At 51.2% G+C, this 25,340-nt stretch carries 21 protein-coding genes; 15 read left to right on the forward strand and 6 right to left on the reverse strand.

Going from position 1 to position 25,340, the window contains the following annotated elements:
* Positions 1–6 precede the first annotated feature (6 nt).
* From FPZ49_RS01675 to FPZ49_RS01705, 7 genes are all read left to right on the forward strand, one after another.
* Positions 7–1,692 carry an ABC transporter substrate-binding protein gene (locus tag FPZ49_RS01675; protein ID WP_144842593.1) on the forward strand — a complete coding sequence of 562 codons (1,686 nt, stop codon included), beginning with the start codon at positions 7–9 and terminating at the stop codon, positions 1,690–1,692.
* A gap of 56 nt (positions 1,693–1,748) precedes the next feature.
* A complete protein-coding gene (locus FPZ49_RS01680) occupies positions 1,749–2,735 on the forward strand; it encodes an ABC transporter permease (RefSeq protein ID WP_144842594.1) in 987 nt (328 codons plus the stop codon).
* Positions 2,736–2,814: 79 nt separating this feature from the next.
* Positions 2,815–3,669 carry an ABC transporter permease gene (locus FPZ49_RS01685; protein WP_144842595.1) on the forward strand — a complete coding sequence of 285 codons (855 nt, stop codon included), beginning with the start codon at positions 2,815–2,817 and terminating at the stop codon, positions 3,667–3,669.
* A 39-nt stretch (positions 3,670–3,708) separates the two neighbouring features.
* A complete protein-coding gene (locus tag FPZ49_RS01690; RefSeq protein ID WP_261381199.1) occupies positions 3,709–4,701 on the forward strand; it encodes an ABC transporter ATP-binding protein in 993 nt (330 codons plus the stop codon).
* Entirely contained in the window at positions 4,673–5,626 is a 954-nt protein-coding gene (locus tag FPZ49_RS01695; RefSeq protein WP_144842597.1) for an ABC transporter ATP-binding protein, read from the forward strand. Before FPZ49_RS01690 ends, FPZ49_RS01695 begins: the two co-directional genes overlap by 29 nt.
* A 33-nt stretch (positions 5,627–5,659) precedes the next feature.
* Positions 5,660–7,144 (forward strand): sulfatase, encoded by a 1,485-nt coding sequence (locus tag FPZ49_RS01700; protein ID WP_144842598.1) that lies wholly within the window; start codon positions 5,660–5,662, stop codon positions 7,142–7,144.
* 32 nt (positions 7,145–7,176) lie between these two features.
* A complete protein-coding gene (locus FPZ49_RS01705) occupies positions 7,177–8,469 on the forward strand; it encodes a sulfatase-like hydrolase/transferase (protein ID WP_144842599.1) in 1,293 nt (430 codons plus the stop codon).
* A gap of 63 nt (positions 8,470–8,532) precedes the next feature.
* On the opposite strand, the gene FPZ49_RS01710 is transcribed toward FPZ49_RS01705, so the two are convergent.
* From FPZ49_RS01710 to FPZ49_RS01725, 4 genes are all read right to left on the reverse strand, one after another.
* The gene (locus tag FPZ49_RS01710) at positions 8,533–10,860 is read right to left on the reverse strand and encodes a helix-turn-helix domain-containing protein (protein WP_144842600.1); all 2,328 of its coding nucleotides are present in this window, start codon (positions 10,858–10,860) and stop codon (positions 8,533–8,535) included.
* Positions 10,861–11,035: 175 nt separating this feature from the next.
* A complete protein-coding gene (locus FPZ49_RS01715) occupies positions 11,036–12,553 on the reverse strand; it encodes an extracellular solute-binding protein (protein ID WP_144842601.1) in 1,518 nt (505 codons plus the stop codon).
* A gap of 27 nt (positions 12,554–12,580) precedes the next feature.
* Entirely contained in the window at positions 12,581–13,459 is an 879-nt protein-coding gene (locus tag FPZ49_RS01720) for a carbohydrate ABC transporter permease (RefSeq protein WP_144842602.1), read from the reverse strand.
* A 42-nt stretch (positions 13,460–13,501) separates the two neighbouring features.
* The gene (locus FPZ49_RS01725; protein ID WP_144842603.1) at positions 13,502–14,458 is read right to left on the reverse strand and encodes an ABC transporter permease; all 957 of its coding nucleotides are present in this window, start codon (positions 14,456–14,458) and stop codon (positions 13,502–13,504) included.
* A 234-nt stretch (positions 14,459–14,692) separates the two neighbouring features.
* Here FPZ49_RS01725 and FPZ49_RS01730 point away from each other — a divergent pair, with 234 nt between their 5' ends.
* The 4 genes from FPZ49_RS01730 to FPZ49_RS01745 all read left to right on the forward strand — a co-directional run bounded on the left by FPZ49_RS01730 (position 14,693) and on the right by FPZ49_RS01745 (position 20,146).
* Positions 14,693–15,997 carry a hypothetical protein gene (locus FPZ49_RS01730; protein ID WP_144842604.1) on the forward strand — a complete coding sequence of 435 codons (1,305 nt, stop codon included), beginning with the start codon at positions 14,693–14,695 and terminating at the stop codon, positions 15,995–15,997.
* A complete protein-coding gene (locus FPZ49_RS01735; RefSeq protein ID WP_144842605.1) occupies positions 15,991–16,545 on the forward strand; it encodes a hypothetical protein in 555 nt (184 codons plus the stop codon). The genes FPZ49_RS01730 and FPZ49_RS01735 overlap by 7 nt, the downstream gene beginning before the upstream one ends.
* Positions 16,546–16,575: 30 nt before the next feature.
* On the forward strand, positions 16,576–18,459 hold the full coding sequence (locus tag FPZ49_RS01740) for a heparinase II/III domain-containing protein (RefSeq protein ID WP_144842606.1): 1,884 nt from the start codon (positions 16,576–16,578) through the stop codon (positions 18,457–18,459).
* A 223-nt stretch (positions 18,460–18,682) separates the two neighbouring features.
* Complete coding sequence (locus FPZ49_RS01745) at positions 18,683–20,146, forward strand: hypothetical protein (RefSeq protein WP_144842607.1); 1,464 nt, start codon at positions 18,683–18,685, stop codon at positions 20,144–20,146.
* 63 nt (positions 20,147–20,209) lie between these two features.
* Here FPZ49_RS01745 and FPZ49_RS01750 read toward each other — a convergent pair whose 3' ends face one another.
* Positions 20,210–20,938, reverse strand: a complete 729-nt coding sequence (locus FPZ49_RS01750) for a glycosyltransferase family 2 protein (RefSeq protein WP_144842608.1) — start codon at positions 20,936–20,938, stop codon at positions 20,210–20,212.
* A gap of 30 nt (positions 20,939–20,968) precedes the next feature.
* Positions 20,969–21,670, reverse strand: a complete 702-nt coding sequence (locus FPZ49_RS01755) for a PIG-L deacetylase family protein (protein WP_144842609.1) — start codon at positions 21,668–21,670, stop codon at positions 20,969–20,971.
* 174 nt (positions 21,671–21,844) lie between these two features.
* Between FPZ49_RS01755 and FPZ49_RS01760 the strand changes: the two genes are divergently transcribed.
* From FPZ49_RS01760 to FPZ49_RS01775, 4 genes are all read left to right on the forward strand, one after another.
* Positions 21,845–22,921 carry an ATP-grasp domain-containing protein gene (locus tag FPZ49_RS01760; RefSeq protein WP_144842610.1) on the forward strand — a complete coding sequence of 359 codons (1,077 nt, stop codon included), beginning with the start codon at positions 21,845–21,847 and terminating at the stop codon, positions 22,919–22,921.
* Positions 22,893–23,627: a PHP domain-containing protein gene (locus tag FPZ49_RS01765; RefSeq protein WP_144842611.1), complete on the forward strand. Its 735-nt coding sequence runs from the start codon at positions 22,893–22,895 to the stop codon at positions 23,625–23,627. Before FPZ49_RS01760 ends, FPZ49_RS01765 begins: the two co-directional genes overlap by 29 nt.
* Before the next feature lie 77 nt (positions 23,628–23,704).
* A complete protein-coding gene (gene sigK / locus FPZ49_RS01770) occupies positions 23,705–24,406 on the forward strand; it encodes an RNA polymerase sporulation sigma factor SigK (RefSeq protein WP_144842612.1) in 702 nt (233 codons plus the stop codon).
* A 65-nt stretch (positions 24,407–24,471) separates the two neighbouring features.
* On the forward strand, positions 24,472–25,134 hold the full coding sequence (locus FPZ49_RS01775) for an ABC transporter ATP-binding protein (RefSeq protein ID WP_144842613.1): 663 nt from the start codon (positions 24,472–24,474) through the stop codon (positions 25,132–25,134).
* Positions 25,135–25,340 lie beyond the last annotated feature (206 nt).

Genomic DNA, 25,340 nt, shown 5'->3' on the forward strand with positions numbered 1-25,340 from the left:
AGTCGAATGAATCATGGCACTAAAAAAAGCTCGATCGTCCTGCTGCTGTTCATTCTGATGGCAGGAATCGTAAGCGCTTGCTCGGGAGGGGGAAGCAGTACCGCTGCAACGAACAAAGGCGATGCCGGAAGCTCAGAGAAAAAGGAGCAGGCCAAGCCGAGCGGAGCGCTGGTCATCTACCACATGTCGGAAACGATCAATCCGGAGCAGGTGACGAATTTTAACCCTTTCCTGCCGACAGGGAATTGGGGGACTTTTTTCGATTATGTGTTTGATCCGCTCTATTTTTTCAACCCTGTAAAGGGGGAGCTGCTGCCGAGGCTGGCCGAGAAGGAAGGCGCTTGGTCGGGTGATAAAAAGACGTATACGGTGAAATTAAATATGAAAGCCAAATGGCATGACGGCAAGCCGTTTACGGTGGACGATGTGATCTACTCCTTCAATGCGATTAAACAGAATCAGGTGCTGGACCGCTATCAGCTGTGGGGCGACCAACGGCTCAAAGAGGTATCGGCGCAAGGGGCGGATACCGTTGTCTTCAAGCTTGGCGCGAGCTTTCCTTCGCTGCCTTATTACTTGACTACGGTGAGCATCGTACCTAAGCATCTTTTTGAAAAGGAGAATCCGACCACGTTTCTGAATAAAACGCCGATCGGTACCGGACCGTTTGTGTTCAAGAGCTTAAACGACAGCGCGATCGTGCTGCAAAAAAATCCGGAGTACCATCTGGGTGCACCGAATATCGACCAGCTGTACATTAATCGGTATAACAATTCCTCGACGCTAACTCTGGCTCTGGAGAAGGGGGACGTTCAAGCCTCCGCCGGCACGGTGGCCATGCCCAATGTTCCCAAGCTGCTCGAGAATCCGGCTAATAAAATGCAAATTTTTCCCGGCTTAAATACATTCTCGGTCATCATGAACAATGAGAAGCCCGGTTTGAACGATCTGGCTGTCCGAAAAGCGATCCAACAGGCGATCGACCGCCCGTCCTTAATCGACAAAGGAGAGAGCAACGGCGTGTTTCCGGCCAACCCCGGCTTCTTGTCATCGGTGTTCGGCGAAATGACCGATAAGAAGCTGGTCGAAGACGCTTCCTACGGGTACAACCCGAAGGCTGCGATCAAATCGCTTGAAGACGCGGGCTATAAGAAAAATGCCAAAGGCATCTATGAAAAAGGCGGCAAGGAGCTTTCCTTCACGTACCACATGGCCGCAAATGCCCCTGCGCAGAACAAGGAAGGCGCCATGATTACGGCTTGGTTGAAGGAAATTGGCATCGACACGACGGTGAAGCTGGTTACGTGGCCGGAGCTGACGAAGCTGAGCATGTCCGGCGATTACGAGCTGCTGCAGAACGGACTTAGTACACCGCCGGACCCGCAAGCTCAGCTTGAGGTGTTCCACAGCAAGATGACGGCGCCAACCGGAACGAATACGCCAGGTTTGAATTACATGCGCTTTAAGGATGCCGAGATCGACAAGTGGCTGGATGAAGCTTCCTCGGCCGATGAGGCTAAGCGAAAAGAGCTTTACTATAAGGTGCAAAAGAAGGTAGCCGATCTCGCCCCCATGGCGGTCATGTATAATGTCGGCGGCCATATTCCTTACCGGGTCGACCTGTTTACGAATTACAACGAGAAGGTTCCCGTGTTCTCTGCGTTGTCTTTAAAGGAAGTTAAGAAAAAATAACAGAGTGACTACCCTAGGTGGCGGCTCAGGAGAGCCGCCCGAAGGAGGAGACGGCCTTGCGGTACAACGCCGTATATTTGCTAAAGCGGATCGGCTTTGCGCTCATTACGTTTTATGTTGCGGTTACCTTGAATTTTTTGCTGCCCCGGCTGATCGGGGGGGATCCGGCGGACACGCTCGCTTCGGAGAAGGCGCTAGGATCCCAGGAGGTGGCCAAAGCGCTTAGGGAGCAGTTCGGTTTGAATGATCCGAGCCTGTTCCATCAATATGTACGTTATTTGAAGGAGCTTCTCCAGGGCAACCTGGGGGTGTCATACGTCAATTATCCGGCTCCGGTCGTGGATGTGATGCTGAAGGCGCTCCCTTGGACGATCGGCACCGTGCTGACGGCTACGCTGCTGAGCTATCTCGTTGGCTGGCTGATCGGAATTCGCGGGGCCTGGAAGGCAGGCACGATCTTTGACAACGTCTCGCTGTTCGGCTCGTTTTTTCTCAATGCCGTGCCGTATTTCTGGATCGCCATCCTTTTCGTGATGATCTTCGCCTTTCATCTGGACTGGTTTCCCCTGGGACAGGCGTTCGATCCGACCTACGATAGTCTGGATACCGGCGGCAAGCTTCTGTCGATTCTGCATCACGCCTTCCTGCCCGTGTTTACGCTTATTATCGCTTCGCTGGCCGGGCATATTCTGGTGCTGCGCAATAACTTGATGCGCGTCCTTTCGGAAGACTATATGCTCCTTGCGAAAGCGAAGGGTATTTCCGAGCGCAGGCGAAAATACATGTACGGCGCGCGCAATGCGCTGCTGCCTTCCTTTACCGGCCTCATGATGTCGCTAGGTCATGTGATCGGGGGCGCCATTACGACGGAGATCGTGTTTTCCTACCCCGGGGTCGGACTGGTGACGTTCAACGCGATTTTAAATCATGATTATCCGTTGATCCAAGGCGCGTTTCTATGCATCGCCGTGTCCGTTATCATCTTTAACCTGATCGCCGATCTGGTATATCCGTTGATCGATCCGCGCGTCGCTTTGAGTTAGTTCACGCTAGGGGGCTGCACCCGGCGTCACAATCCGTGTGCAGCCCCCTGAAGATAAAAGGATTGGTGGAGGAGAAGGTATGGGAAAACTGGCAGCATGGATACGGCTTGCGTTTCCAGGGGCTAAGGGAAAGGCGGGACTGGTGATCATTCTCTTTTTTACCGTGATCGCGGCCTTCGGACCAACCCTAGCTCCGAATCCCAAAAACTTTATCGGGTTCGAGTCTTGGCTTAAGCCGTCGCTGATTCATCCGCTCGGAACCGACAGCTACGGGCAGGACGTCCTGAGCCAAATGATTTACGGGACGCGCACTTCCTTTATTGTGGGCATCTTGGCCGGACTGATTACAACTGTCATCGGGGTGGTGGTCGGTTTGGTGGCCGGCTACAAAGGAGGTTGGATTGGGGAGTCGTTGATGAGGATTGTGGATCTGTTTCTTATTATCCCCACGATTGCGCTGATGATCATCCTCGCTTCTTTTTTGCCTTCGATTGGCATTCTAAGCACGATCTTTATTATCGGGCTGCTTAGTTGGCTCTATATGGCCCGCAGCATCCGAAGCCAAACGATGTCAGAGCGGGTGAGCGGATATGTGGAAGCGGCCCGGATGGTAGGGATGAGTGACGTCGAAATCATGTTTAGCGAAATTATGCCTAATATTATTCCAGTTATTTTGGCTAATTTGGTCCTGGTAACGACGCAGGCGGTGCTTGCCGAAGCAGGACTTAGCTTTCTTGGGCTGGGTGATCCGACAAGCGTCAGCTGGGGAACGATCCTATCCCTGGCCAATGCAAACAACGCCGTGCTGTTCGACGCCTGGTGGTGGATTATTCCCCCGGGGCTCGCCATCGCCTTACTCTGCTTCGGCTTCATTCTCATCGGCAACGGCATACTGGATCAATACCGGGCCAACCGCGGCAATGCAGCACTGTAGTCCTTGAACTAGATCGAAGCGGAGGGAGACTGGAAGTTGATGGAATTGCTAAAGGTAAGCAATCTATGTATTGAATATGCTTCACCACGCGGTATCGTCAAGGCGGCAGATGGAGTCAGCTTTGCCATCAACCGGGGGGAGATTTTTGGCCTGGCCGGCGAATCAGGCTGCGGTAAATCGACGACGGCTTATGGGATTTCCCGGCTGCTGCGTCCACCGGCGCGTTTGTCGGCAGGCAGCGTGAAGCTGGAGGACGTCGAGCTGACGACCTTATCGGATGCGGAGTTTGACCGGCTGCGGTGGTCGAAAATTTCCATTGTACTGCAGAGTGCCATGAACAACCTGAATCCCGTGATGAAAATCGGCGATCAATTGGCGGATTCGATCCTAACCCATGAACCCATGACCAAGCAGCAAGCACTGCAGCGGGCACGTGAGCTGATGCAGCTGGTCGATTTGCCGATGGACCGGCTCGGCAGCTTCCCTCATGAGCTATCCGGCGGTATGCGGCAGCGGGTCGTCATTGCCATGGCGCTGTCTCTAAATCCAAGTCTAGTCATCATGGATGAACCGACCACCGCGTTGGACGTCGTCGTTCAGAAGGGCATTGTCAGCAAGATTATGGAGCTGCAGCAAACCTTCGGCTTTTCCATCCTGTTCATTACCCACGATCTGCCGCTGATGCTGGAGATGTGCAGCCGAATCGGCATCATGTACGCCGGCAAGCTCGTAGAGGTCGCTTCGCGCGAGGAGCTGCTGGAGGGACCGCGGCACCCTTACACGCAGGGGCTGCTTCGCTCGTTCCCATCGGTCAGTGGTCCGCGCAAACGGCTTGCGGGCATTCCGGGCAGTCCCCCGGATCTGATCACACCGCCGGCAGGGTGCAGATTCCATCCCCGGTGCGGACAGGCGAAGCCACGGTGTATCAACGCTGAGCCGATCGCTTTACCAGTAGGGGAAGGCGTCGTGGCCTGCCATTTATACGGCGAGGAGGGGACGGCGTATGAGCAAGCCTCTGCTGCAAGCGAATAAGCTCGGAAAAGCGTTTGCCTCGCGGTCCTTGTTTCGCAAGCATTCGTTCCAGGCGGTGCAGGACGTCAGCTTTCGGCTTCATGCCGGCGAAATCCTCGCGATCGTCGGAGAGTCCGGCAGCGGCAAAAGTACGATTGCCCGCATGATCACGAATTTGATTCCGCCTTCCGAAGGGGAGGTGCTCTATGACGGCATTGCTCTAAAGGGCAATACCGCCTTGCAAAAAAAGCTGCCTACCAAGGTTCAAATGATTTTTCAGGATCCGTTCGCGGCACTCAATCCGCATCACAGGATCGGCTATATTATCGGGCGCCCGCTGAAGGTGCACGGAATTGTCCCGGGCGATGTCCGCTCCAAGGTGCTGCAGCTGCTTAATCAGGTCGGCCTGACGCCGGCGGAGGATTTCATCGATAAGTATCCTTACCAATTGTCGGGCGGGCAAAAGCAGCGCGTGATGATCGCCAAGGTGCTCGGTCTCGATCCGAAGATTATTGTGGCCGACGAACCCACCTCCATGCTGGACGTGTCGATCGGCATTGACATTATGAACTTGATGCTGGATCTGAAGGAACATCGCCAGCTTGGATATATTTTGATTACGCATAACCTGGGCAGCGCCCGTTACATGGCTGACCGCATCATGGTCATGTTTGCCGGACAAATCGTGGAGCAGGGCCCGACTGAGGAGCTCATTGCGCAGCCTAAGCATCCGTACACCAAGCTGCTGCTTCAGTCGTCGCCCGAGCCTTGGAGGGAGATGGCGTGGGAGCCGATCGAGATGATCGAGCCGGCCGGAAAGCCGCTGCCGCAAAGCGGCTGCCGCTTTCAGCATCGCTGCCCGTTCGTTCAGGATAGTTGCCGGCACCAGCCTGTGGCTATGCGTGCGGCAGGGGAAGGGTATGAGGTCCGGTGCACACTATATTAATTCTGTCATTTCGGAAAGGAAGGATGTGATGAGATGAAGGCGATACTGGTTTTGTTCGATTCGCTTAACCGCCATATGCTGCCGCCTTACGGCTGTGATTGGGTCCATGCGCCCAACTTCCAGCGGCTGGCGGAGCGGAGTGTGACCTTCGACAACAGCTGGGTCGGCAGCATGCCCTGCATGCCGGCCCGCCGCGACCTGCACACCGGACGGTACAACTTTCTGCACCGCAGCTGGGGGCCGCTCGAGCCCTTTGACGATTCTATGCCGGATTTGCTTAAGCGCAGCGGAGTACATACCCATCTGGTCAGCGACCATCTGCATTACTGGGAAGCGGGCGGAGCTACCTATCATACACAATACAGCACGTGGGAGTTTTGTCGCGGGCAAGAGGGAGACCCTTGGAAGGGGCAGGTACGAGACCCGCAAATTCCGGAGCACGTAGGCGAATATTCGGGCTACCGCGGGAAGCTGTTCCGGCAGGATTGGATCAATCGCGCGCACATGAAGGAGGAGGAGCAGCATCCACAGGCGAAAACGTTCGCGCAAGGTATCGAGTTTATCCGCGCCAACCATGGGGAAGACCGCTGGATGCTGCAGATTGAAGCGTTCGACCCGCACGAGCCATTTTTTAGCCATCAGATATATAAGGACCTATACCCGCATGATTATAACGGGGCGCACTTTGATTGGCCGAATTACCAGCAGGTACAGGAAACCCGCGAAGAAGTGGAGCATATCCGCTATGAGTATGCGGCGCTTGTGAGTATGTGCGACGCTTATCTCGGCAAGCTGCTCGACGAGATGGACGAATACGGGCTGTGGGAGGATACCCTGCTCATCGTTGGTACTGACCATGGCTTCCTGCTGGGGGAGCATGATTGGTGGGCTAAAAATACGATGCCGCTGTACAGCGAAATCGCTAGAACCCCCCTTTTCGTATGGGATCCCCGGACCGACAAACGGAATGAGCGTTCGGCCGAGCTGGTGCAGTGGATCGATCTGGCTCCAACGCTGCTCGATTATTTCGGGGTTTCCATCCCTTCAGATATGCTCGGCTTGCCGCTGCTCGACAGGCTGCATTCCGGTTCGTCCAGGAGAGAGGCTGTTTTATTCGGTTATCACGGGGCTCATGTCAACTGCACTGACGGCAGGTACGTGTACATGAGAGCGCCGGCTCGGCCGGACAATAAGCCGTTATACAACTATACGCTCATGCCGTCGCATATGGCTGCGATGTTCAGCGTAGCGGAGCTGCAGGGAATTGAGCTGGCGGAGCCGTTTTCGTTTACCAAGGGCGTGCGAACGATGAAGATCGCGGCCGGCACCTATATCCGTGCACACGAGTATGGCACCCTGCTGTGGGATCTGGAGCAGGATCCCGGCCAGACTAGCCCGATCACGAATCCCGAGGTGGAGCAGGCGATGATGCACCATATGTTGAGATTGATGCAGCAATGCGGGGCGCCGGCGGAGCAGTATGAACGATTGGGGCTGCCTGTGCCGGACCCGGAGTGACTGCATTTTCAGAGAAGAGAGGAACGAGCGCGATGAGAAAGCCGAATATGATCGTAATATATTGCGACGACTTGGGCTATGGGGATTTAGGCTGCTATGGGTCGGATACGGTGAAAACCCCTCACCTGGACCGCTTGGCTGAAGGCGGCGTACGTTTTACTGAGTGGTACTCGAATTCCCCTGTGTGCTCGCCGTCCCGGGCTTCGCTGCTTACGGGGCGTTATCCTGCGAGGACGGGGGTGGAGCAGATTCTGGGCGGCAAACGGGGAACCGCCGGCTTGGCGCCGGAGCAAGTCACGATTGCCAAGCGATTGAAGCAGGCCGGTTACCGCACGGCATTATACGGGAAATGGCATCTGGGCATGGCCCCGGAGACGAGCCCTAACGCACATGGATTTGATGAGTTTTTCGGTTTTAAGGCCGGCTGCATCGATTATTATTCGCATATTTTTTACTGGGGTCAGGACAACAAGATCAACCCTGCCCACGACCTATGGCAGAATCAAGAGGAAGTATGGTGCAACGGCGAGTACATGACGGAGCTCATCACGAAGCATGCCGTCGAATTTATCGACCGGGAAGATGAGGAGCCCTTCTTCCTGTACTTGGCGTATAACGCTCCCCACTACCCGATGCATGCACCCGCCCAATATATGGAGCGCTACGCTCATTTGCCATGGGACCGGCAGATGATGGCGGCCATGATTTCGGCAGTCGATGATGGCGTGGGAGACATTGTATCGGCGCTGCAGCAGGCAGGCTTGTTCGAAGATACGCTAATCTTCTTCTCCAGCGACAATGGGCCTTCGGTCGAGACTCGCAATTGGCTGGACGGGACCGAGGATTTGTATTATGGAGGCAGCGCGGGCATCTTCAGAGGTCACAAGGGCAGCTTGTTTGAAGGGGGAATCCGCGAGCCGGCGATTCTCAGCTATCCCGCCCGGATCGCGTCCGGTCAGGTGCGTAATGAGCCGTGCCTTATGATGGATATGGCTCCGACTTTACTGGAGCTGGTTGCATTGCCTGCACCGAGGGAGGAGATGGACGGCCGCAGTATTTTAAAATTGTTGAATGGGACCGAGGGTGCACCCCATCCGCAGCTGTTCTGGCAGTACAACGGGCAGCTGGCGGTGCGGGAAGGCCATTGGAAGCTGGTGCTAAACGGCCGGCTCGACTTCGGTCGTCCGGTAGCGGATCTCGTTCATTTGTCCAATTTGGAGGACGATCCCGGTGAGCGAATCAACCTGAAGGACCAGTACCCTGAGGTGGTGGAGCGGCTTAGTCGGAGCATCCGCGAGTGGCAGGCAGAGAATCTAACCGTGTGAGATGGTTCAGCAGGATAACTAAAAATTGGGGGCACCTCGTTCGAGGCCAGCCCCTTTTTGCTATTACTGCATTCCCTCTAACGCATCCTTCAAGGGAGATTCGTGCAGGCGATATTCCCCTGGAGTAAGACCGGTGACCTTCTTGAACATGCGGATAAAATTTTGCGAGTTATTATATCTCATGCGGTCGGCAATCTCCGATACCTTGAGCTCGGACGTAGCCAGCAGCTCCTTGGCCTTTTCCATTCGAAACGCAATAATGTAATCGCTGACCGTCATGCCTACTTCTTCTTTAAACATGCTGCTGAAATGGGATACAGGCATCGACACCAGCTCGGCCAGAAGAGGGAGCGATAAATCGCTGTCGTAGCGCAAATGGATATACTCCAAAACATGCTCAACGGTATCATGCTTCCGCTGCATTCGGCGTCGGTTGATCAGCTCAACGATCGGAGGGTAAACCTCTCTCTTCAGCCAGAGGACGATCTGCTCGGTCGTTCGGCATTTATGCACACGCTGATACAAATTATAGCTGAATAGCGACGGGCCCGATACAGGATCAAGCTCATAGACCATGCGTAGTGAGGAGGCAATAAGCTGTGTGAACGATTGTCTTACATGCTCGTAGTTGAGTGGATCGGCCTTTTTTAAGTGACAGGTAAATTGATCAAGGAAATGGCAGATTTGATCCAGGTTGCCCAGCTTGATCTGGTTGAGAATTGATTGCTCCTGCTGGGTCGGATAGACCGTAACGGCTGAACTCGGCTGCACCCTTCCGATGAACAGGACTCGCCCGCTGCCCTCCACAAGCTGGTACTGCAGCGCCTCCAGAGCTTCCCGGTAGGCCAGGTGAATCTTTTGTGCGCTATAGTAATAATTCCCCACGCCGATCGTAGCGGTGATATGGAGCAGGCTCTCAATGACTTCGCGGATTTGATCGGAGATGAGAAAAATTTCTCCCTGCAGCTCTTGCTCGTGGTCCTTTTCGTTGCCATGGTTGATGATGACCGCGATGTGGTTATCCGGCGTTTTCACAACGACCCCGTCTGCGCGTTCCCGGATGATTTCTCTAGTAATGTTGATTGCGGCATAGACAAACAAATTGACATCGCTCTCGGTCTGTCCCCGTAGATGATCGAGCTCTATACAGAGCACGGAATAGCAAGGATACTGGGTCGGAATGTTGTAGTACTCCAGCTTATTTTGCAGCTCCGACGCATCCAAGGTGGACGTCAGCAGGGTTTGGATAAAATTAGCCTGCAGCAGCGGCATCGATTCTTGAACCTGCCGGACCAAGGACTCCTTGGTTGTTTGAAAGGATTCCGCGTAGTGCCGGATTAACCCGAACTCGTCCATTTCTTTGGCAGGCTGAGGCATGGAGCCGCCGATCGATTTCATCAGCTCCAGCAAATTGGCGATGATGGTTGAGAACCGTTTGGACAGCCCCACGGCGGCCGCCAAGCTGATTAAGATCAGGAGGCAGCATGCGGCTATGATCATTTGCTTAATCCATCGGAAAGGGGAGGTAAGCACCTCGTAAGGGATCACCGATATGTACTTCCAATCATTGTACGGAGACTTGATGTAATTCACCATCAGATCTTCCTCGGTGTTTTCTCCGCGAATGCGTTCGACCCCGAATTTCTCCGCATCCTCCGAGGCGATAAGGTTTCGAATGAAAGGGTACGCTAAGAAATCATTTGTTAGCAAATGCTTATTCCAGTCGGAAAAAATATGATTCGAAGGCGTAATGATGATCATTTCCCGGTTGCCCAGCTGCATATTTTGAATGATTTTAAAGAAAGCGCGTTCATTAATGTTGATGATCAAATACCCTGACGTTTTGTCGGAGGAATCGGAGATAGCGCGGATGAGAGTAACGACGTGAGAGCCTCCGCGGGGAACAGTTGATTCAGACTTTCGATCCAGCCAAAAAAAGGGCTCCGTAGCTGTGGATATCGCTTCCATGACATGCGAATCCAGCTTATCAGCGGAGGTTAAACCACCGCTCGGGGAAACGATAAGGCTTGAATTCTTCAAATATAGGTACACGGAATCGACGTCATTGATCAGCACTTCCATCGAAGTTAAAATCGTCATGACATCTTGAAATTTCTGCGGATTTTCAAATGGGTTGGCTAGCTTAGTGAAGTCCTTGAGGGTAGGGGAATAGGCGTGCTGCAGGACGATTTTGTCCGTGCCGATCAGCATGGAATCAATTCGTTCCTGAATTTGTTTCATCGTATCCCGATTTGCTTGTCCAATCTCGACCATCAAGCTGTGGCTTGAAATCAAGTACGTGGTAATGCCCAGCAAAATCACGGGGATGATTGCCATCAGGGCTGCGGAAATAATCACCTTGAGGCGCAAGCGTAATGCTCTTCTTTTCACTGACACCCTTCGAATGATACTAGTAAGCAAATCGCTTCACTACTTTCATCATTAGGTTTAATTCCTGTCTATGAGTTCTACATAAGCTTGCTCATTCCTTTATAGATAAGTAAAAATATTCCAGAAGAACTAGGTCTGCCTAGTTCTTCTGGAACGGTGCAATTACAGAGCGGACTTATTTCTTTTGCGATTTATACCAATCGTTCGTCTCCTTAGTGATTTGCTCGCCGCCTTTTTGCTTCCAATCGGCGACGAATTTATCGAACGAATCGATCGGGGTTTTGCCCATCACGATGTTGACGAACGTTTCATCCTTAAACTTGCCGAGCTCGGTTCCTTTTTCCGAAGCGGTGGGGGAAAGGAAGGAGACGGCCGGGTTTTTAATGCCTTTATCCTTGACCATATCCAAATTATCATGCTGCTTTTTTTGTACGTCAGCCGGTGCGGAAAGGACCACATACTGGTACGGATCGTAGGCGTTATTAATAAATGGAGAGCCGTCGGCCTTCAGCTTTTCACTATTCAGCTTGAGGGTGCCATCTGCATTTTTCGTATAGTGAACGCCTTCCAGCCCGAAGCGGCTGATCTTATACCCTTCATCGCTTGCTTGGTAATCCAGAAAATCCATGATCGTTTTGACTTTGGCTTTATCTTTGGCCAGCTTGGCCGGAATGACAATTTCTCCAAAAAATCCGGTGGTTTCTCCGAAGCCGGACTTTCCGGTCGGTCCGACAGGAGGCTCGATCATAATCAAATTGGCTTTCGGATCCACTTTGGATAAATTATCCACATACCTAGCGAAATCACTGGTTTGTCCTCCGAGCATGATGCCGGCTTTGCCGCTTTCAAGCTTTTCCCAGACCTGCGTATTCTTAAGTACGGCAAAGTCTTTGTCGATGCCGCCTTCCTGATACAATTTCCGCAGCCAATCGAGCGCTTGCTTGCGGCCCGGCGTAATATCGGCGCTCATCAGCGTTCCGTCTTCCATCGCGCGCCAGCCATTGCCCGTATCGAACGCCATCCACAGCGCGTCCTGGTGGGAAACGTTCTCGCCCATCACGATCCCGAACGTATCCTTTTTCCCGTTTTTATCCGGGTCATCGTTCGTAAATTTGATAGCGGTTTTATAAATGTCATCGACCGTTTTCGGGATCGGCAGCCCGAGATTGTCCAGCCAATCCTTGCGGATAATGACGGCCGCACGCGTCAGTGCCCGAGGGCGGGGAATGCCGTAGATTTTACCGTCCACCTTGATGTTGTCCCAAATGGCTTGCGGTATTTTTTGCAAATTAGGAGAGGTTTTAATTAAATCGTCCAGCTGCAGAAAGGCGCCCTGCTTGACCAATTTATCGAATTCGGGGTCCGGATATTTCGTCCATACCATCGCATCAGGCATGTCTCCTGAAGCTACTGTTACGGCCAGTTTCTCGGTATAGCTATTATCGGGAACCCCCATGCTTTCGTACTCCATATTGAATTTATCCTCGGCCATTTTCCAAACCTCCGCTTTTTGCGGCGGATCACTGTACAGCGGAAACATCATGCTTACTTTGACGCGGCCTTTCGAGGCATCTCCACCTTTGGCCGTGCCTGGGGCCGATGCTCCTTGGGAGCAGCCCACGGTAAAGCTTACCAGCATTCCCGCAGCGAGCGTAAGCGATGTGCTTTTGAAGGATTTGGAGCGATAGTTCATTTCAGAAGACCTCCTTAAAAGTATTGGTTAACCTTTTACAGAACCGAGTAAGACGCCTTTGGCAAAATGCTTCTGCAGAAACGGATACACCAACAGAATCGGAACGGTAGCGACCATGATCGCGGCCATTTTGATCGTCGCCGGCACGACTTGCTTATCCGCGCTGCTGAGCGCCTCCAGGAACTCCTGCGTCGATCCTTCAATAATCATTTGCCTGAGCACGACCTGAATCGGCCAAAGATTGGATTTCGTAATATACATGACTGCGCCGAAGAAGCTGTTCCAATGACCAACGGCATAAAACAAGGTGAAGGTGGCTAATGCGGGCATCGATAAAGGAAGAACGATCCGGAATAATACCCCTAAATTTTTGCAGCCATCGATGCGGGCGGCCTCCTCCAGCTCCTCCGGGATGCTTTGGAAAAAGTTTTTCATGATAATCAGATTAAACGCGCTGATCGCACCGGGCAAAATCAGCGACCAGACGGTGTTCAGGAGCCCGAGCGATTTCACAATCATGTAGGACGGAATCAAGCCTCCGCTGAACAGCATCGTGAATAATACCAGGAACAGGATGACTGAGCGGCCTTTCAGCCTTTTTTTAGCAAGGGGATAAGCCATAAAGGTCGTAAAAAGCAGGTTGACGAAGGTTCCTAGCACGGTGATAAAAATGGTAATCCACAGGGAGCCGACGAAATGGCGGTTGGAAAAGATGGTATGATAAGCATCCCAGGTGATCCCTTGGGGCCATAGGATCAGGCCTCCTCGCAGCACCTGGCTTAAGGGAGCCAAGGACGTCGCCAGGATATATACAAAAGGAAACAGCGTGATTGCAGCACTCAAGACCAAGAAGATCACATTCGCTGTATCGAATAATCTGCTGCCTAGGGTAGGCTTATAGCGCATTCCGGATTACCTCCTTTTTAAAAGCTTTCTGTATGCGCCCGTTCAATAGACGCCTTCCTCGCCAAACCGTTTGGCCAGCCAGTTGGCGCCTACGACCAGAACTAGTCCAACAACCGACTTGAACAATCCGACGGCCGTCGTGAAGCTGAACTTCCCGCCAACTAATCCCTCCCGGTACACGTAGGTTTCAAATACATCCCCAACGGAGGTCACTGTGGAATTCAGCATCAGGAAAATATGCTCAAAGCCGACGTCCAGTATATTACCGAGCCTTAGAATAAGCAGGATGAATATCGTGCTGCGGATGGCTGGAAGCGTCACGTGCCACAGCTGCCGCCAGCGGCCGGCTCCGTCCACGATGGCGGCTTCGTAGAGCTGAGGGTCGACCCCGGTTAGGGCGGCCAGGAAAATGATCGTTCCCCACCCGGCTTCCTTCCATATACTCTGGGATACGATGAGGCCCCTGAACCATTCCGGTGTGGTTAAGAAGGGCAGTGCTTCCCCTCCGCTTGCTTTGACCAGCTCATTCACCAAGCCGCCTTGAGTTCCCAGCAATAGGTAGGTCATGCCTGCGACGACGACCCAAGACACAAAGTGGGGGATGTAAATGACCGTTTGCACGAAACGCTTGAACACTTGCATCCGCAGCTCATTTAATAAGAGCGATAAAATTATCGGCGCAGGGAAGAAGAAAATCAGGTTATAAAAGCTGATCACTATCGTGTTGCGGAAGATGAGCCAAAACTTTTCGTACGTGAACAAGGTGACGAAATGCTTAAAGCCTACCCAGGTACTATCGACGATCCCTTGAAACGGACTGTAATCCTGAAAGGCGATGATGATTCCCCACATGGGCAGATACTTAAATAGAAGGAAAAAGAGAAAGCCCGGGACCATGAGCAAATATAAATCCCAATCGACGAACAGGCTCCTCCATTTTCGCTTTGCTGGAGCTGCCGTTGAGGCAATCGCAGGATGTCCGATTGAATCCGTTTTCATTATGATTCGTCGACCTCCATTCTTGGTTGGCTTGTCATAAAATTAATCTAACACCACTTGGTAATGGATGGAAACAATCATTTGCAAATGATCATCCATGGCTGCAACGGTGCGCCTTTTTTAGATAATCATTTGCAAATGATCATGATAATCTTTTGTATCGGATTATTTATTTCCTGAATTTTCTAGTTTAGAATGACGGTGTATGGAGATCTCGGGAGGTGGCTATGGACCGTGAATTACAAAGAATTAAAGGAAGCGTTGGATTTTGGGACTCAGGCAGGCGGAAACAGCCTGATGTTTACAGAAGGGCGCTCGAACGAGAAGTGGCTGGAAATTAGGGAAGCTGCTTTTTACAAGGACATGCTGGCTGAAATCACAGAGGCAAGCAGCAGACTTTTGAACGAGCCGATTGAAGCTCTTCCTTATTCTCTTTACAAGATTTTCGATGAAACCGGTTCCAGAAAGGAATACGAGCGGGCGTATTTCAAGCGCAGATTACGGCTGAACACCTTCGCCATCATGTCCAAGCTGTATGGAGAGAAGAAATACATTGAAGCTTTGGAGGATACGATTTGGGCCATATGTGACGAATATACGTGGTGTTTGCCGGCGCATTTAGGTGGAACGTCCGTCTCTATCGTGGAAAATATAAACGGGCGAGAACCGAGCGCAGGTGAAATCAGTGCGAGGGTTCGGGAGCACCGGCATGTGGTGGATTTATTCGCGGCTGAAACGGGCTTTGCGCTCACAGAGCTGATCGCCATGCTGGAGGATCGGCTATCGCCGCTTGTCGTGTATCGGGCGAGAACCGAGGTGAAGGAACGCATCCTAGAGCCCTACTGCGAGCTGAACTCCTCCTTCCACTGGGAACGAGTGACGATGAACTGGGCCGCAGTTTGCGGCGCAGGCGTAGGCGCTGCAGCGATGTACCTGATCAAGGACGACGCAACGCTTGCCCCGATCATCCAGCGTCTGATGGGCACGATGAATTGCTTCCTTAGCGGCTTTCACGAGGACGGTGCGTGTACGGAAGGCATCGGCTATTGGAATTACGGCTTCGGCTTTTTTGTTTCCTTTGCGGAGCTGCTGAAGCAGCGTACAGCCGGCCAAATCGATTTGATGCAGGGCGAAAAGATCAAGCAAATCGCTTTATATCAGCAGAAAAGCTATTTGACGGGCGATCATGTCGTCAGCTTTTCAGACGCTTCCTTAACAGCCAAGTATCAGCTGGGCCTGACGCATCTCCTTAAGCAAAAATATCCTGAGGTCGAGATCCCGGATCTGAAGCACCGCGCGACCTTTGAGGACGATCACTGCTATCGGTGGGCCCATGCGATCCGAAACCTCGTCTGGTGCGATAGTCGTTTGACGGGCGGCCGCTGGGGAGAGGCTTTTTATTACCTTCCGGACTCTCAGCTGCTGGTCAGCCGATGGGCGGCAGACAACGAGAGCTTGGTTTGCTTCGCAGCCAAGAGCGGACATAACAATGAGCCGCACAATCAGAACGACATCGGCAGAGCGGCGAAACCTTGCTGACCGATCCCGGCGCCGGGGAGTATACGAAGCAATATTTTGGCAAGGAACGGTACTCGTTTCTTTGCAACGGCTCACAAGGCCACTCCGTGCCGGTAATTGACGGCAGTTACCAACAGCAGGGCCGAGCCTATGAGGGCAAAATATTGGATGTCCAGACCGGCCCGGACAAGGATGTTCTGGTGATGGATATCGCGCAGGCTTATGCTCATGATCGCTTGCAAAGCTTAATTCGCAGGCTGACCTTCGAGAAAAAAGGCAAGGGCCGGTTAGTGGTGCAGGACCGGTATACGTTTCGTGAGCCGCCGGCTTCTATCGTGGAGCGATTCGTTACTTTCCTCAAGCCGACGGAGATTGCGGAAGGACGCGTAAGAATTCAAGGCCGTCGGACTGCCGAGCTTGTGTATGACGCGGATCAATTGGCATGTACGATCCAGCGAGCGGACTTCGTCAATCACCAATCCGGCAAGGTCGATCTTTACCTCATCGATTTGGCGGTGAAGTCTCCGGGAGTTGAGGAGCAAGTGACGGTTAGCGTGGAAATCGGTTGATTTAACTCAGGAAAGGATGGGTGCCAAAAAATGTTCACCGAACGTTATGTCAATGACGAGCTTCAGGAATGGTTGATTCCGAAGGAGTCTTTTAAACCTTACCCGGCCATCGAGGATAGAGAACCGTGGGACTCGCTGCCCGAATCCACACGGCATCGCTGGATTTCCGCCGGGGAGCAGTATCTGGGCTACAGCTGGCCGACCTTGCCTGCCGTGCTGTACATGGATTTTGTGCGGAACGGAAACCGTACGAGGTATCAGGACATCTATTTTAACCGGCGAGAAGCATTGGCCAAGCTCGTGATCGCGGAATGCATGGAAAATAGCGGACGCTTCGTGGACGAAATTATTAACGGGGTGTGGTCCATCTGCGAGGAATCGTACTGGGTCGTTCCGGCCCACAAGTCGATCTCTCTGAAAAGCGCAGGGGATCCTCTGCCGGATGTGAGCGACCAGGTGATTGATTTATTCGCCGCCGAAACAGGAGCGCTGCTGGCCTGGACGCACTATTTGCTCGGCTCCAGACTCGAGAGGGAAAGCCGGATCGTGACGGATCGGATTCGGCTGGAGATGAAGCGGCGTATTTTGGATCCGTTCCTGGAGCGGGACGATTTCTGGTGGATGGGATTAGGCGACCGGAAAAACGTCAACAACTGGAACCCCTGGATTCATTCCAACTGTATTACAGCCTTCTTGCTCATGGAAGAGGATGCTCACCGGCGGGTTCAAGGCATCCAAAAGTCGTTGCACAGCTTGGACTCCTTTATGAATATTCATCATTCGGATGGCGGCTGCGATGAGGGGCCGGGGTATTGGGGCCGTGCGGGGGCCTCGCTGTTTGACTGCTTGGAGATGCTGTATATGGCCTCTGACGGTCGGATTAATGTATACGGTGAGCCGCTGGTCAAGGAGATTGGCCGTTACATCTATCGCGCACATATATCTGGAAATAACTACGTCAATTTCGCCGATGGGGACGCCAAGCTCTCGATCGAAGCCGATGTCGTATACCGCTTCGGCCTTCGGATCGATGATCCCCGGATGGCGGCGCTTGGCGCCAGCGCTTTCGAGAGTGGCCGTGGCGGTAAGCCCAAGCGCTTATCCCTGTTGCGTGCGATTCCCGCCCTCTTCAATGAGCGGGAGCTGGCGCTGGCGGCTCAGAAATCCGAGCCTCCATTCGTAAGAGATGTCTGGATGGATGGCATCGAGGTCATGACGGCACGTGAACGGGAAGGGTCTGACCGAGGCTTGTTTCTTGCAGCGAAGGGCGGGCATAATCACGAGAGTCATAATCATAACGATGTCGGCCATTTTATCGTGTATGCTGACGGGAAGCCTTTTCTAATCGATATTGGAGTCGAGGAATATACCTCCAAGACCTTCAGTCCGCGGAGATATGAGATCTGGACGATGCAGTCGGTCTATCATAACCTGCCGACGGTGGAAGGGGTGCATCAGCAGGCTGGAAGGCCATTCGCAGCCTCCGATGTGAAGTATCACTGCGGTGATGAGCTGGCCGGCTTGACGCTTGATATTTCAAAAGCTTATCCGCTCGAAGCAGGTATAGAGCAATGGAAACGAAGCTACATGCTGCACCGTAGTGCCGACGATCATTTCATCGAGATCGTGGAGAACTTCAAGCTTCGCCATGAATCCAAAGATATTATGCTCAGCTTGATGACGGTCTGCAGCCCTCAGCTGGGCGGCGGCGGATTCATTACGCTTCAAAATGCAGAAGGGGACAAGCTGCAGCTTGAATACGACGACAGCGTGCTTGAGGCAGCCAGCGAGCGAATCGAGGTAGAGGACCACCGCTTGCGGCAGGTATGGGGCGATGAGCTGTTCCGAATTGTGCTGAAGGCTAAGGCGCCGGCATCAGAAGGAACATGGACGACCCGGATCAGGCAGCTGTAAGGGGGTCGTCCGTCAGGGTAGGGGAGCTTGCGTTACCGCACGCTCCTCTCCTGCTTTTACAGACGGAAATCCGGGAAAGGCGGGGATCGGTTTGAACGTAATACCGAAACGACCGTATCTGTTACCGTTGGCTATGACTTCATTCATGATATACTGAGTAGACAGGAGAGGGGGGATAGTCACCTCTGCCAGAGTACCATGATTATTATAGGAGGAAGTAACGATGGAGCATGAGCAGCTTAAAGAATTTGTCACGTATGAAGCATTCGGTGCCAAGGGTGATGGCGAGACCGACGACATGGAGGCGATTTGTGCCGCACATGCCTATGCCAATTCGCATGGGTTACCGGTCAAGACGAAGCCTGATGCCACGTATTATATTGGATCCAAAGCTTTAACAGCGGTGATCGAAACCGATGTGGATTGGGGGACTACCCGATTTACCATTGACGATACGGCAGTAGAAAATCATAAGCTGGCTTGTTTTCACGTTAGGTCTGTACATCAGCCTTATGAAGTGAAGATCCAGACTCTGACCCGAGATCAGAAGCAATTGGATCTTCACTTGGAGGACGATTGCTATGTTATTGTAGCCAATGCCAACGTAAAAAGGTTTATCCGCTATGGATTAAATCAGGACAATGGTTCCACCCAGACCGACTGCTTTATTTTGAACAAAGATGGGTTCATTGCTTCACCAATTGATTGGGACTACGAGGAATTTACCCGGGCAGAGGCATGGCCGATCGATCAGATCGTTTTGAAAATCAACGGCGGTATTTTTACAACCCTAGCGAATCGCGGAGAGTCCAAATATGATTATTACAGCCGTGGGATCGACATCACTCGTTCCAATACCGTAATTGACGGGATGGTCCATTATGTAGCAGGTGAAATAGGACACGGCTCTCCGTACAGAGGATTTTTAAGTGCCATGCGTTGTGCTTATGTGACCTTTCAGAACTGCTTCGTTAGCGGACATAAGATTTATACGACCATTGGCTCGGCTGGTGAGCCTGTTCGGATGGGCTCTTATGATCTGCATGCGAATAGTGTCATTGATTTTAAGCTGCTGAATTGTCGGATGAACAATATTACAGACCGTACGCGCTGGGGCGTTATAGGCTCTAATTTTTGCAAAAATATATGGGTGGAAAACTGCACGTTATCGCGGCTGGACGCGCATATGGGAGTCTCCGGTACATATACCATTAAGGACAGCCATATGGGGTGGCAGGGGGTTAATGCCATTGGCAGAGGACTGTTGACCCTTGACAACGTAGTAGCTTACGGGCGATCGCTAGTGGAATTTCGGCATGATTACGGCAGCACATGGGAAGGCAACGTCGTCATTCGGGACTCCAAGTGGATTCCATCCGGTACCGGCGCCCTAGAGCTGTTTTCCATGGGGAATCATGGTGAGCATGATTTCGGCTATCCGTGCTACATGCCTCAGCAAGTGGAGATTGTGAACCTGCATGTAGATGATTCTAACTTACCGGAAGACTATGAAGGCTTGTACTTGTTTTCCGATCCTTGTGATCAAGGGAGCTATGACGAAAAGCCCTATCCTTATCTGGCGTGTAAAAAAATGACGGGTCAAAATATCACCACAGCAAGCGGTAAGCAGCTCCAAATTTGTCGAAACCCGAAGCCTTTTGCGCAGACAGAGGTATTACTATCGTAATAAGTTTAACCGCCTTATTTGTTTAAGGCGGTTTTATTTTGTTACGGATGTTAGAAGTTCCTCCTATTCTCGTACGACGTATTTTTTGTAATTGTCTCCTCGCGCTATGATTCGGGTTTGGGGATGAGACAAAAACTCCTTGTCTGTTTTTTTCCAGGTATGGCTGTTCGTCTGCTTTCGCCGCAAGGCGCAAAAATTGTACCGGTCCCCAGCATATAACTTGAAACCCTTCTTTCGGCAGGTGCGACAGAATTGTACGTCCTCTCCCAATGAGCGGTTGGCGAACTTAACCCGCCGCCATACCTTCTTCTTGTAAGTTAAAGTGCCCCCGGCAAGGACAGAAACAAATTGATTTTGCGCGTAAAAGCGTTGAATGAGCAGATGCTTCCCGCTTAAATGAATAAAATAAGCCCGCTTCCCTACAACGTCCGCCCCCGAGCTTTTAAATGCACGCATCATATCTAAAAGATAATTAGGCGCGTAGTATTCGTCGTCATCCATCCTTGCAATATAAGAGTGTCTGGCTCGTGCGGATGCAAAATTCAAACAAGCTCCTAAAGTATACTTGGAAGGCAGCCGGTAAACACGTGCGGCTTTGAATTTGACGGCTAATTGCTTATACCGGCTTAGATCAGCAGTGTCGCTGTTCACGACCACAATTAATTCTTTATTTGCCCATCGCTGACGTCCGTAATTGTTGAAAAGCACTCGTGCGAAGCTTGGTTTGTTTGTGCAAATAATTACGCTGATCCCTGGGATTGGCGTGTTAGTTCCTTTTTGCCCTACCACCATATCAACTCACCTCATACTCCGATTTGAAGTCTATCCTTTCATCCGAATGATCTGAAATGCTTCTGCAAATTCCTCATAAATCTGATTGCCGCGAAACTTCGCTTTATGCAGTAGACTTTCAGGATGAACGGGATGACGATTGGATCCGATTTGTGTCTTGTAAGCTTCCAATGCTTTCATTTTGAGAGCCATTTCCTCTTCCGTAAGCGAAATATAGAGATTCGGCTGAAAGGAAAGCTCACCGTCGGTCTCATAAACCAAGACGGTACCGTTCCAGAAATACGGTCGCGCAGCAGCTATGGCCGCCTGATGAAGAGCTTCGTGGTCTTGATGTTTAGTAATGGAGGGGATATACAGTACCGTGGGACGAAATTCCTCAATATGGTGTTCAAGATTTGTGACCAATGCTGCACGCGGGATACGGTCGAGCTTGCTATCGTAAAGCTGCTTGCCAGTATGGTCAGGATAAAGGATATGATAATCCACCACCCCGAGCAGATCCATCGCCTCTTTTAATTCTGATATTCTCTTTATACCACTGTAGGTGTCGTAACTTTTTTCCTCCTTATGATAGCGCTTCGATTTGCTTAATGTTAAGGAAGCGATAACGATCCGAACATCGCTGCCATGACTTACATATTTTTGTACGACACCAGCACAGCCAAGAGTTTCGTCATCCGCGTGGGGGGCTAAAATCAATACACGCTGTCCAGAGTAGAGAAAAACATTCATGTTTATGACACCTTCTCCGAGTTTTGTGGAAATTTACCTATACAATCTATGAAAGATATCAACAAGATTCCTATGCTGTACCCTATCTTCTTCTAAAGTTAGGTGCATATCCGGCACTGAATCTTAACTGAAATCGTATTGTAAAGAGTAGAATAGTAGAGGTTGGTGATAACTATGGCTAAACAGGTCCTTCGCATTCTTCTTACAGGGGCAGGGTCACCTGCAGCTTCAGGTTTTATTCGTTCACTTCGTTTAAGCCAGGATTTGGAGTTCACTGTAATCGGCATGGATTGTAATTCGGATGCGGTAGGGTTTCATATGACCGATAAACATGTCGTCGGCCCCCGAGCGTCGGACGCCGCTTTTATTCCATTCGTTCTTAATATTTGCGCCAAAGAGAAAGTAGATTTAATATTTTCTCTTGTTACGGATGAACTCATTAAATTGTCGGAGGCTAAAGAGGAGTTGCTTCGAGCTGGAACCCGAATCTTGATCTCCTCTGCGGACTCACTGCGCAATGTCATTCACAAAGGACGCTTATACCAGTCGCTTCAAACGATGGGGATGTCGGTGCCCGAATTCCGTATTGTGAATACGCCGGCAGATCTGATTCATTCTCTATACGATTTGGGCTACCCTAACCACCCGGTATGCTTCAAGCCCGTTATATCGGATGGCAGCCGTGGTTTCCATATCCTCGACAAAAACGTAGATAGATTTCAAATGCTTTTCCGGGAGAAACCCAGTTCTGCTCATATCGGTGAAGAAGAATTGATACGAATTCTAGTGGGGCACGTTGAAATACCGGAAACCTTAGTGATGGAATATTTACCTTATGAGGAGTACAGTGTGGATCTTCTCGCAGCAGACGGAAAAGTGGTTGTGGCGATTCCTAGACTCCGCGAGGCTACAGTAGGGGGCATTACGACGAAAGGCTTGATCACAAGAGAGCAGGATATTATTGATTATGCGGTTACAGTTGCCGAAGGATTAAATTTGAATGGCAATATCGGTGTGCAAATCCGCCGTGACCGGCAGCGCAATCCCAAAATTGTAGAGATCAACCCGAGAATTCAAGGGACCATTGTCCATTGTACAGCAGCCGGGATCAACCTTCCTGTACTTGCTGTAAAACAGGCATTTGGTATCGTACCAAGTAAAGAGGAGCTTGGAGTTAAATGGGGAACCCGGATGACGCGTTATTGGGAGGAGGTTTTCCACGATGCTCATGGATCTTCATATGCACTCTAATTACTCCGACGGTAAGAATACACCGGAAGAGATGATAGAAGCCGCTATTGGCATTGGCTATGAAGCGATAGCTATCACAGATCATGTTTGGAAGAGCAGCTCCTGGGTTCAACCTTACGCTTCACATCTTCGATCATTAAAACAAAAGTATCGGCATCAAATCCAGCTCTTTTCAGGAATCGAAGCGAAGGTCACGTCGCTCTGTGGTGATATTGACGCTGACCCAACCTTTGACACAATGGTGGATCTTGTTCTCGGTTCCATACATCGGATTCCAAAATCGGACGGGTATTTTAAAAAATCGGATATTGATTACTATGCGAAAACTGTGATCATTGAAAACTGGCTTGAAGCGTTTAATAAGCTGCTCGAAAACCCGCGTGTCGATATTATCGCCCATCCGCTGTCAGAGCTAAAAGGATTTGGAATACGGCAGGAGGAACTGCCAATGATGGAAATTACCGATTCCATTGCAGCCTCAGGCAAAATACTCGAATTGAACGTCCGGTACAATACTGCTGACGACCCCGTCATTCGGCTCTCTGCGGATAAAGGTACCGCATTTCTAATTTCTTCTGACAGCCACAGCGTACAGGATTTGGTCGTAAACAGCCGACTGGTCAGAGATTTTGTGAATATGGGAATGTTTCGCATTATCGATATTCAACAATATTTAATTGCCAAAAAAGAGAAGACGATGGGCTAGTTTATTTAAGCCGTACAGGCACGTATAGGCGGCAACCCACATAAAATGTTACTAATCTCATCATGGGGGTGGCTGCAGTGCCAGGTTTTTTCTCTGCTATAGCCTTATTCATCAAAGAGTTAATGCTGCTGGTTTCTTATGTGAAAAACAACGCCTTTCCCCAGCCGCTTGCTGAGGAAGATGAAGAGAAGCATTTGCGTCTAATGGCACAAGGAAACCAGCATTCCCGTAATATTCTTATTGAACATAACCTAAGACTGGTCGCGCACATAGTCAAAAAATTCGACAACACCGGTGAAGATCTGGAGGACCTGATCTCGATTGGGACCATCGGCTTGATCAAAGCGATCGAATCTTTTTCCCCGGACAAAGGGACCAAGCTGGCTACGTTCGCTGCCCGATGTATCGAGAATGAAATTCTCATGCATCTTCGTTCGTTAAAGAAAACGCGCAAAGACGTGTCGCTTCATGACCCCATCGGTACGGACAAGGAGGGCAACGAGATCACGCTGATCGATATCCTCGGGACGGAAGCCGATGATGTGGTGGATAAAGTGCAGCTTAAGATTGAGAAGTCGAAAATATATAAGAATTTGGACATCCTGGATGACCGGGAGAAGGAAGTGGTCGTCGGCCGCTTCGGCCTCGAAGCGGGAGGCGAGGAGCGCACGCAGCGGGAGATTGCGAAGGAGCTGGGTATCAGCCGCAGCTACGTGTCGCGGATCGAGAAGCGGGCGCTGATGAAGCTGTATCATGAGTTTTATAAGCAGAAGCGGTAATAGCAGTCTGGTGGATGAGTCGCATACTTCATTGATTTGGGTTCAGATAATGGAGGCGAATTCGAATGACCTTCATCCAGTTGGAGCACGTGAGCAAGAAATATCGGATAGGCGGGGAAACGCTTCGGGCGTTGGATGATGTCTCGTTAGAAATCGATCACGGCGAGTTCGTGGCGATTATGGGGCCATCGGGGTCGGGAAAGTCGACGCTGATGAACATCTTGGGCTGCCTGGATGTTGCAGATCAAGGAATATATGTGCTCGATGGGAAGGCGATCCATCAAATGAAGGATGCTCAGTTGGCTGAGATTCGGAATCGGAAGATCGGCTTCGTCTTTCAGAGCTTTAATTTGCTGCCACGGCTTAATGCCTATGCGAATGTAGAACTGCCACTTATTTATCGGGGCCTGAGTAAGCGTGAACGGGAGCCGCTGGTGATGCAGGCGCTGGAGGCGGTGGATCTCGTGGACCGCAGGCGGCACCTGCCTTCGGAGCTATCCGGCGGGCAGCAGCAGCGGGTTGCGATCGCCAGGACGTTAGCCGGAGATCCGGCGATTATTCTGGCGGATGAGCCGACAGGATCATTGGATTCGAAGACGGGGACGGAGATTTTGGATATTTTCAAGCGATTGAACGAGCTGGGCAGAACGATTGTCTTGATTACGCATGACCTGGCGGTTGCTCGGCAGGCGAAGCGGGTTGTGTATGTTCGGGATGGGGGTATATAAGCCTTCTAAGAAACTATTATCATTGAAAAAACATTAGCTGTTTTAGAAAAAGTCCGTGTGGGAATCGAGGCCACTGAAGAACGTAAGGTTTTTGTTTAGAGGCTTATCAATGCAAAAAGAAGACATCGCCTCCTAGGGATAGATGTCTTCTTTTTGTTGTATCGGCTTATTGCCTTAATCCTTGAGCTTCAAGATTCGCTTGAGAT

The sequence above is a fragment of the Paenibacillus cremeus genome (assembly GCF_007786445.1).
GTDB classification, from domain to species: domain Bacteria; phylum Bacillota; class Bacilli; order Paenibacillales; family NBRC-103111; genus Paenibacillus_G; species Paenibacillus_G cremeus.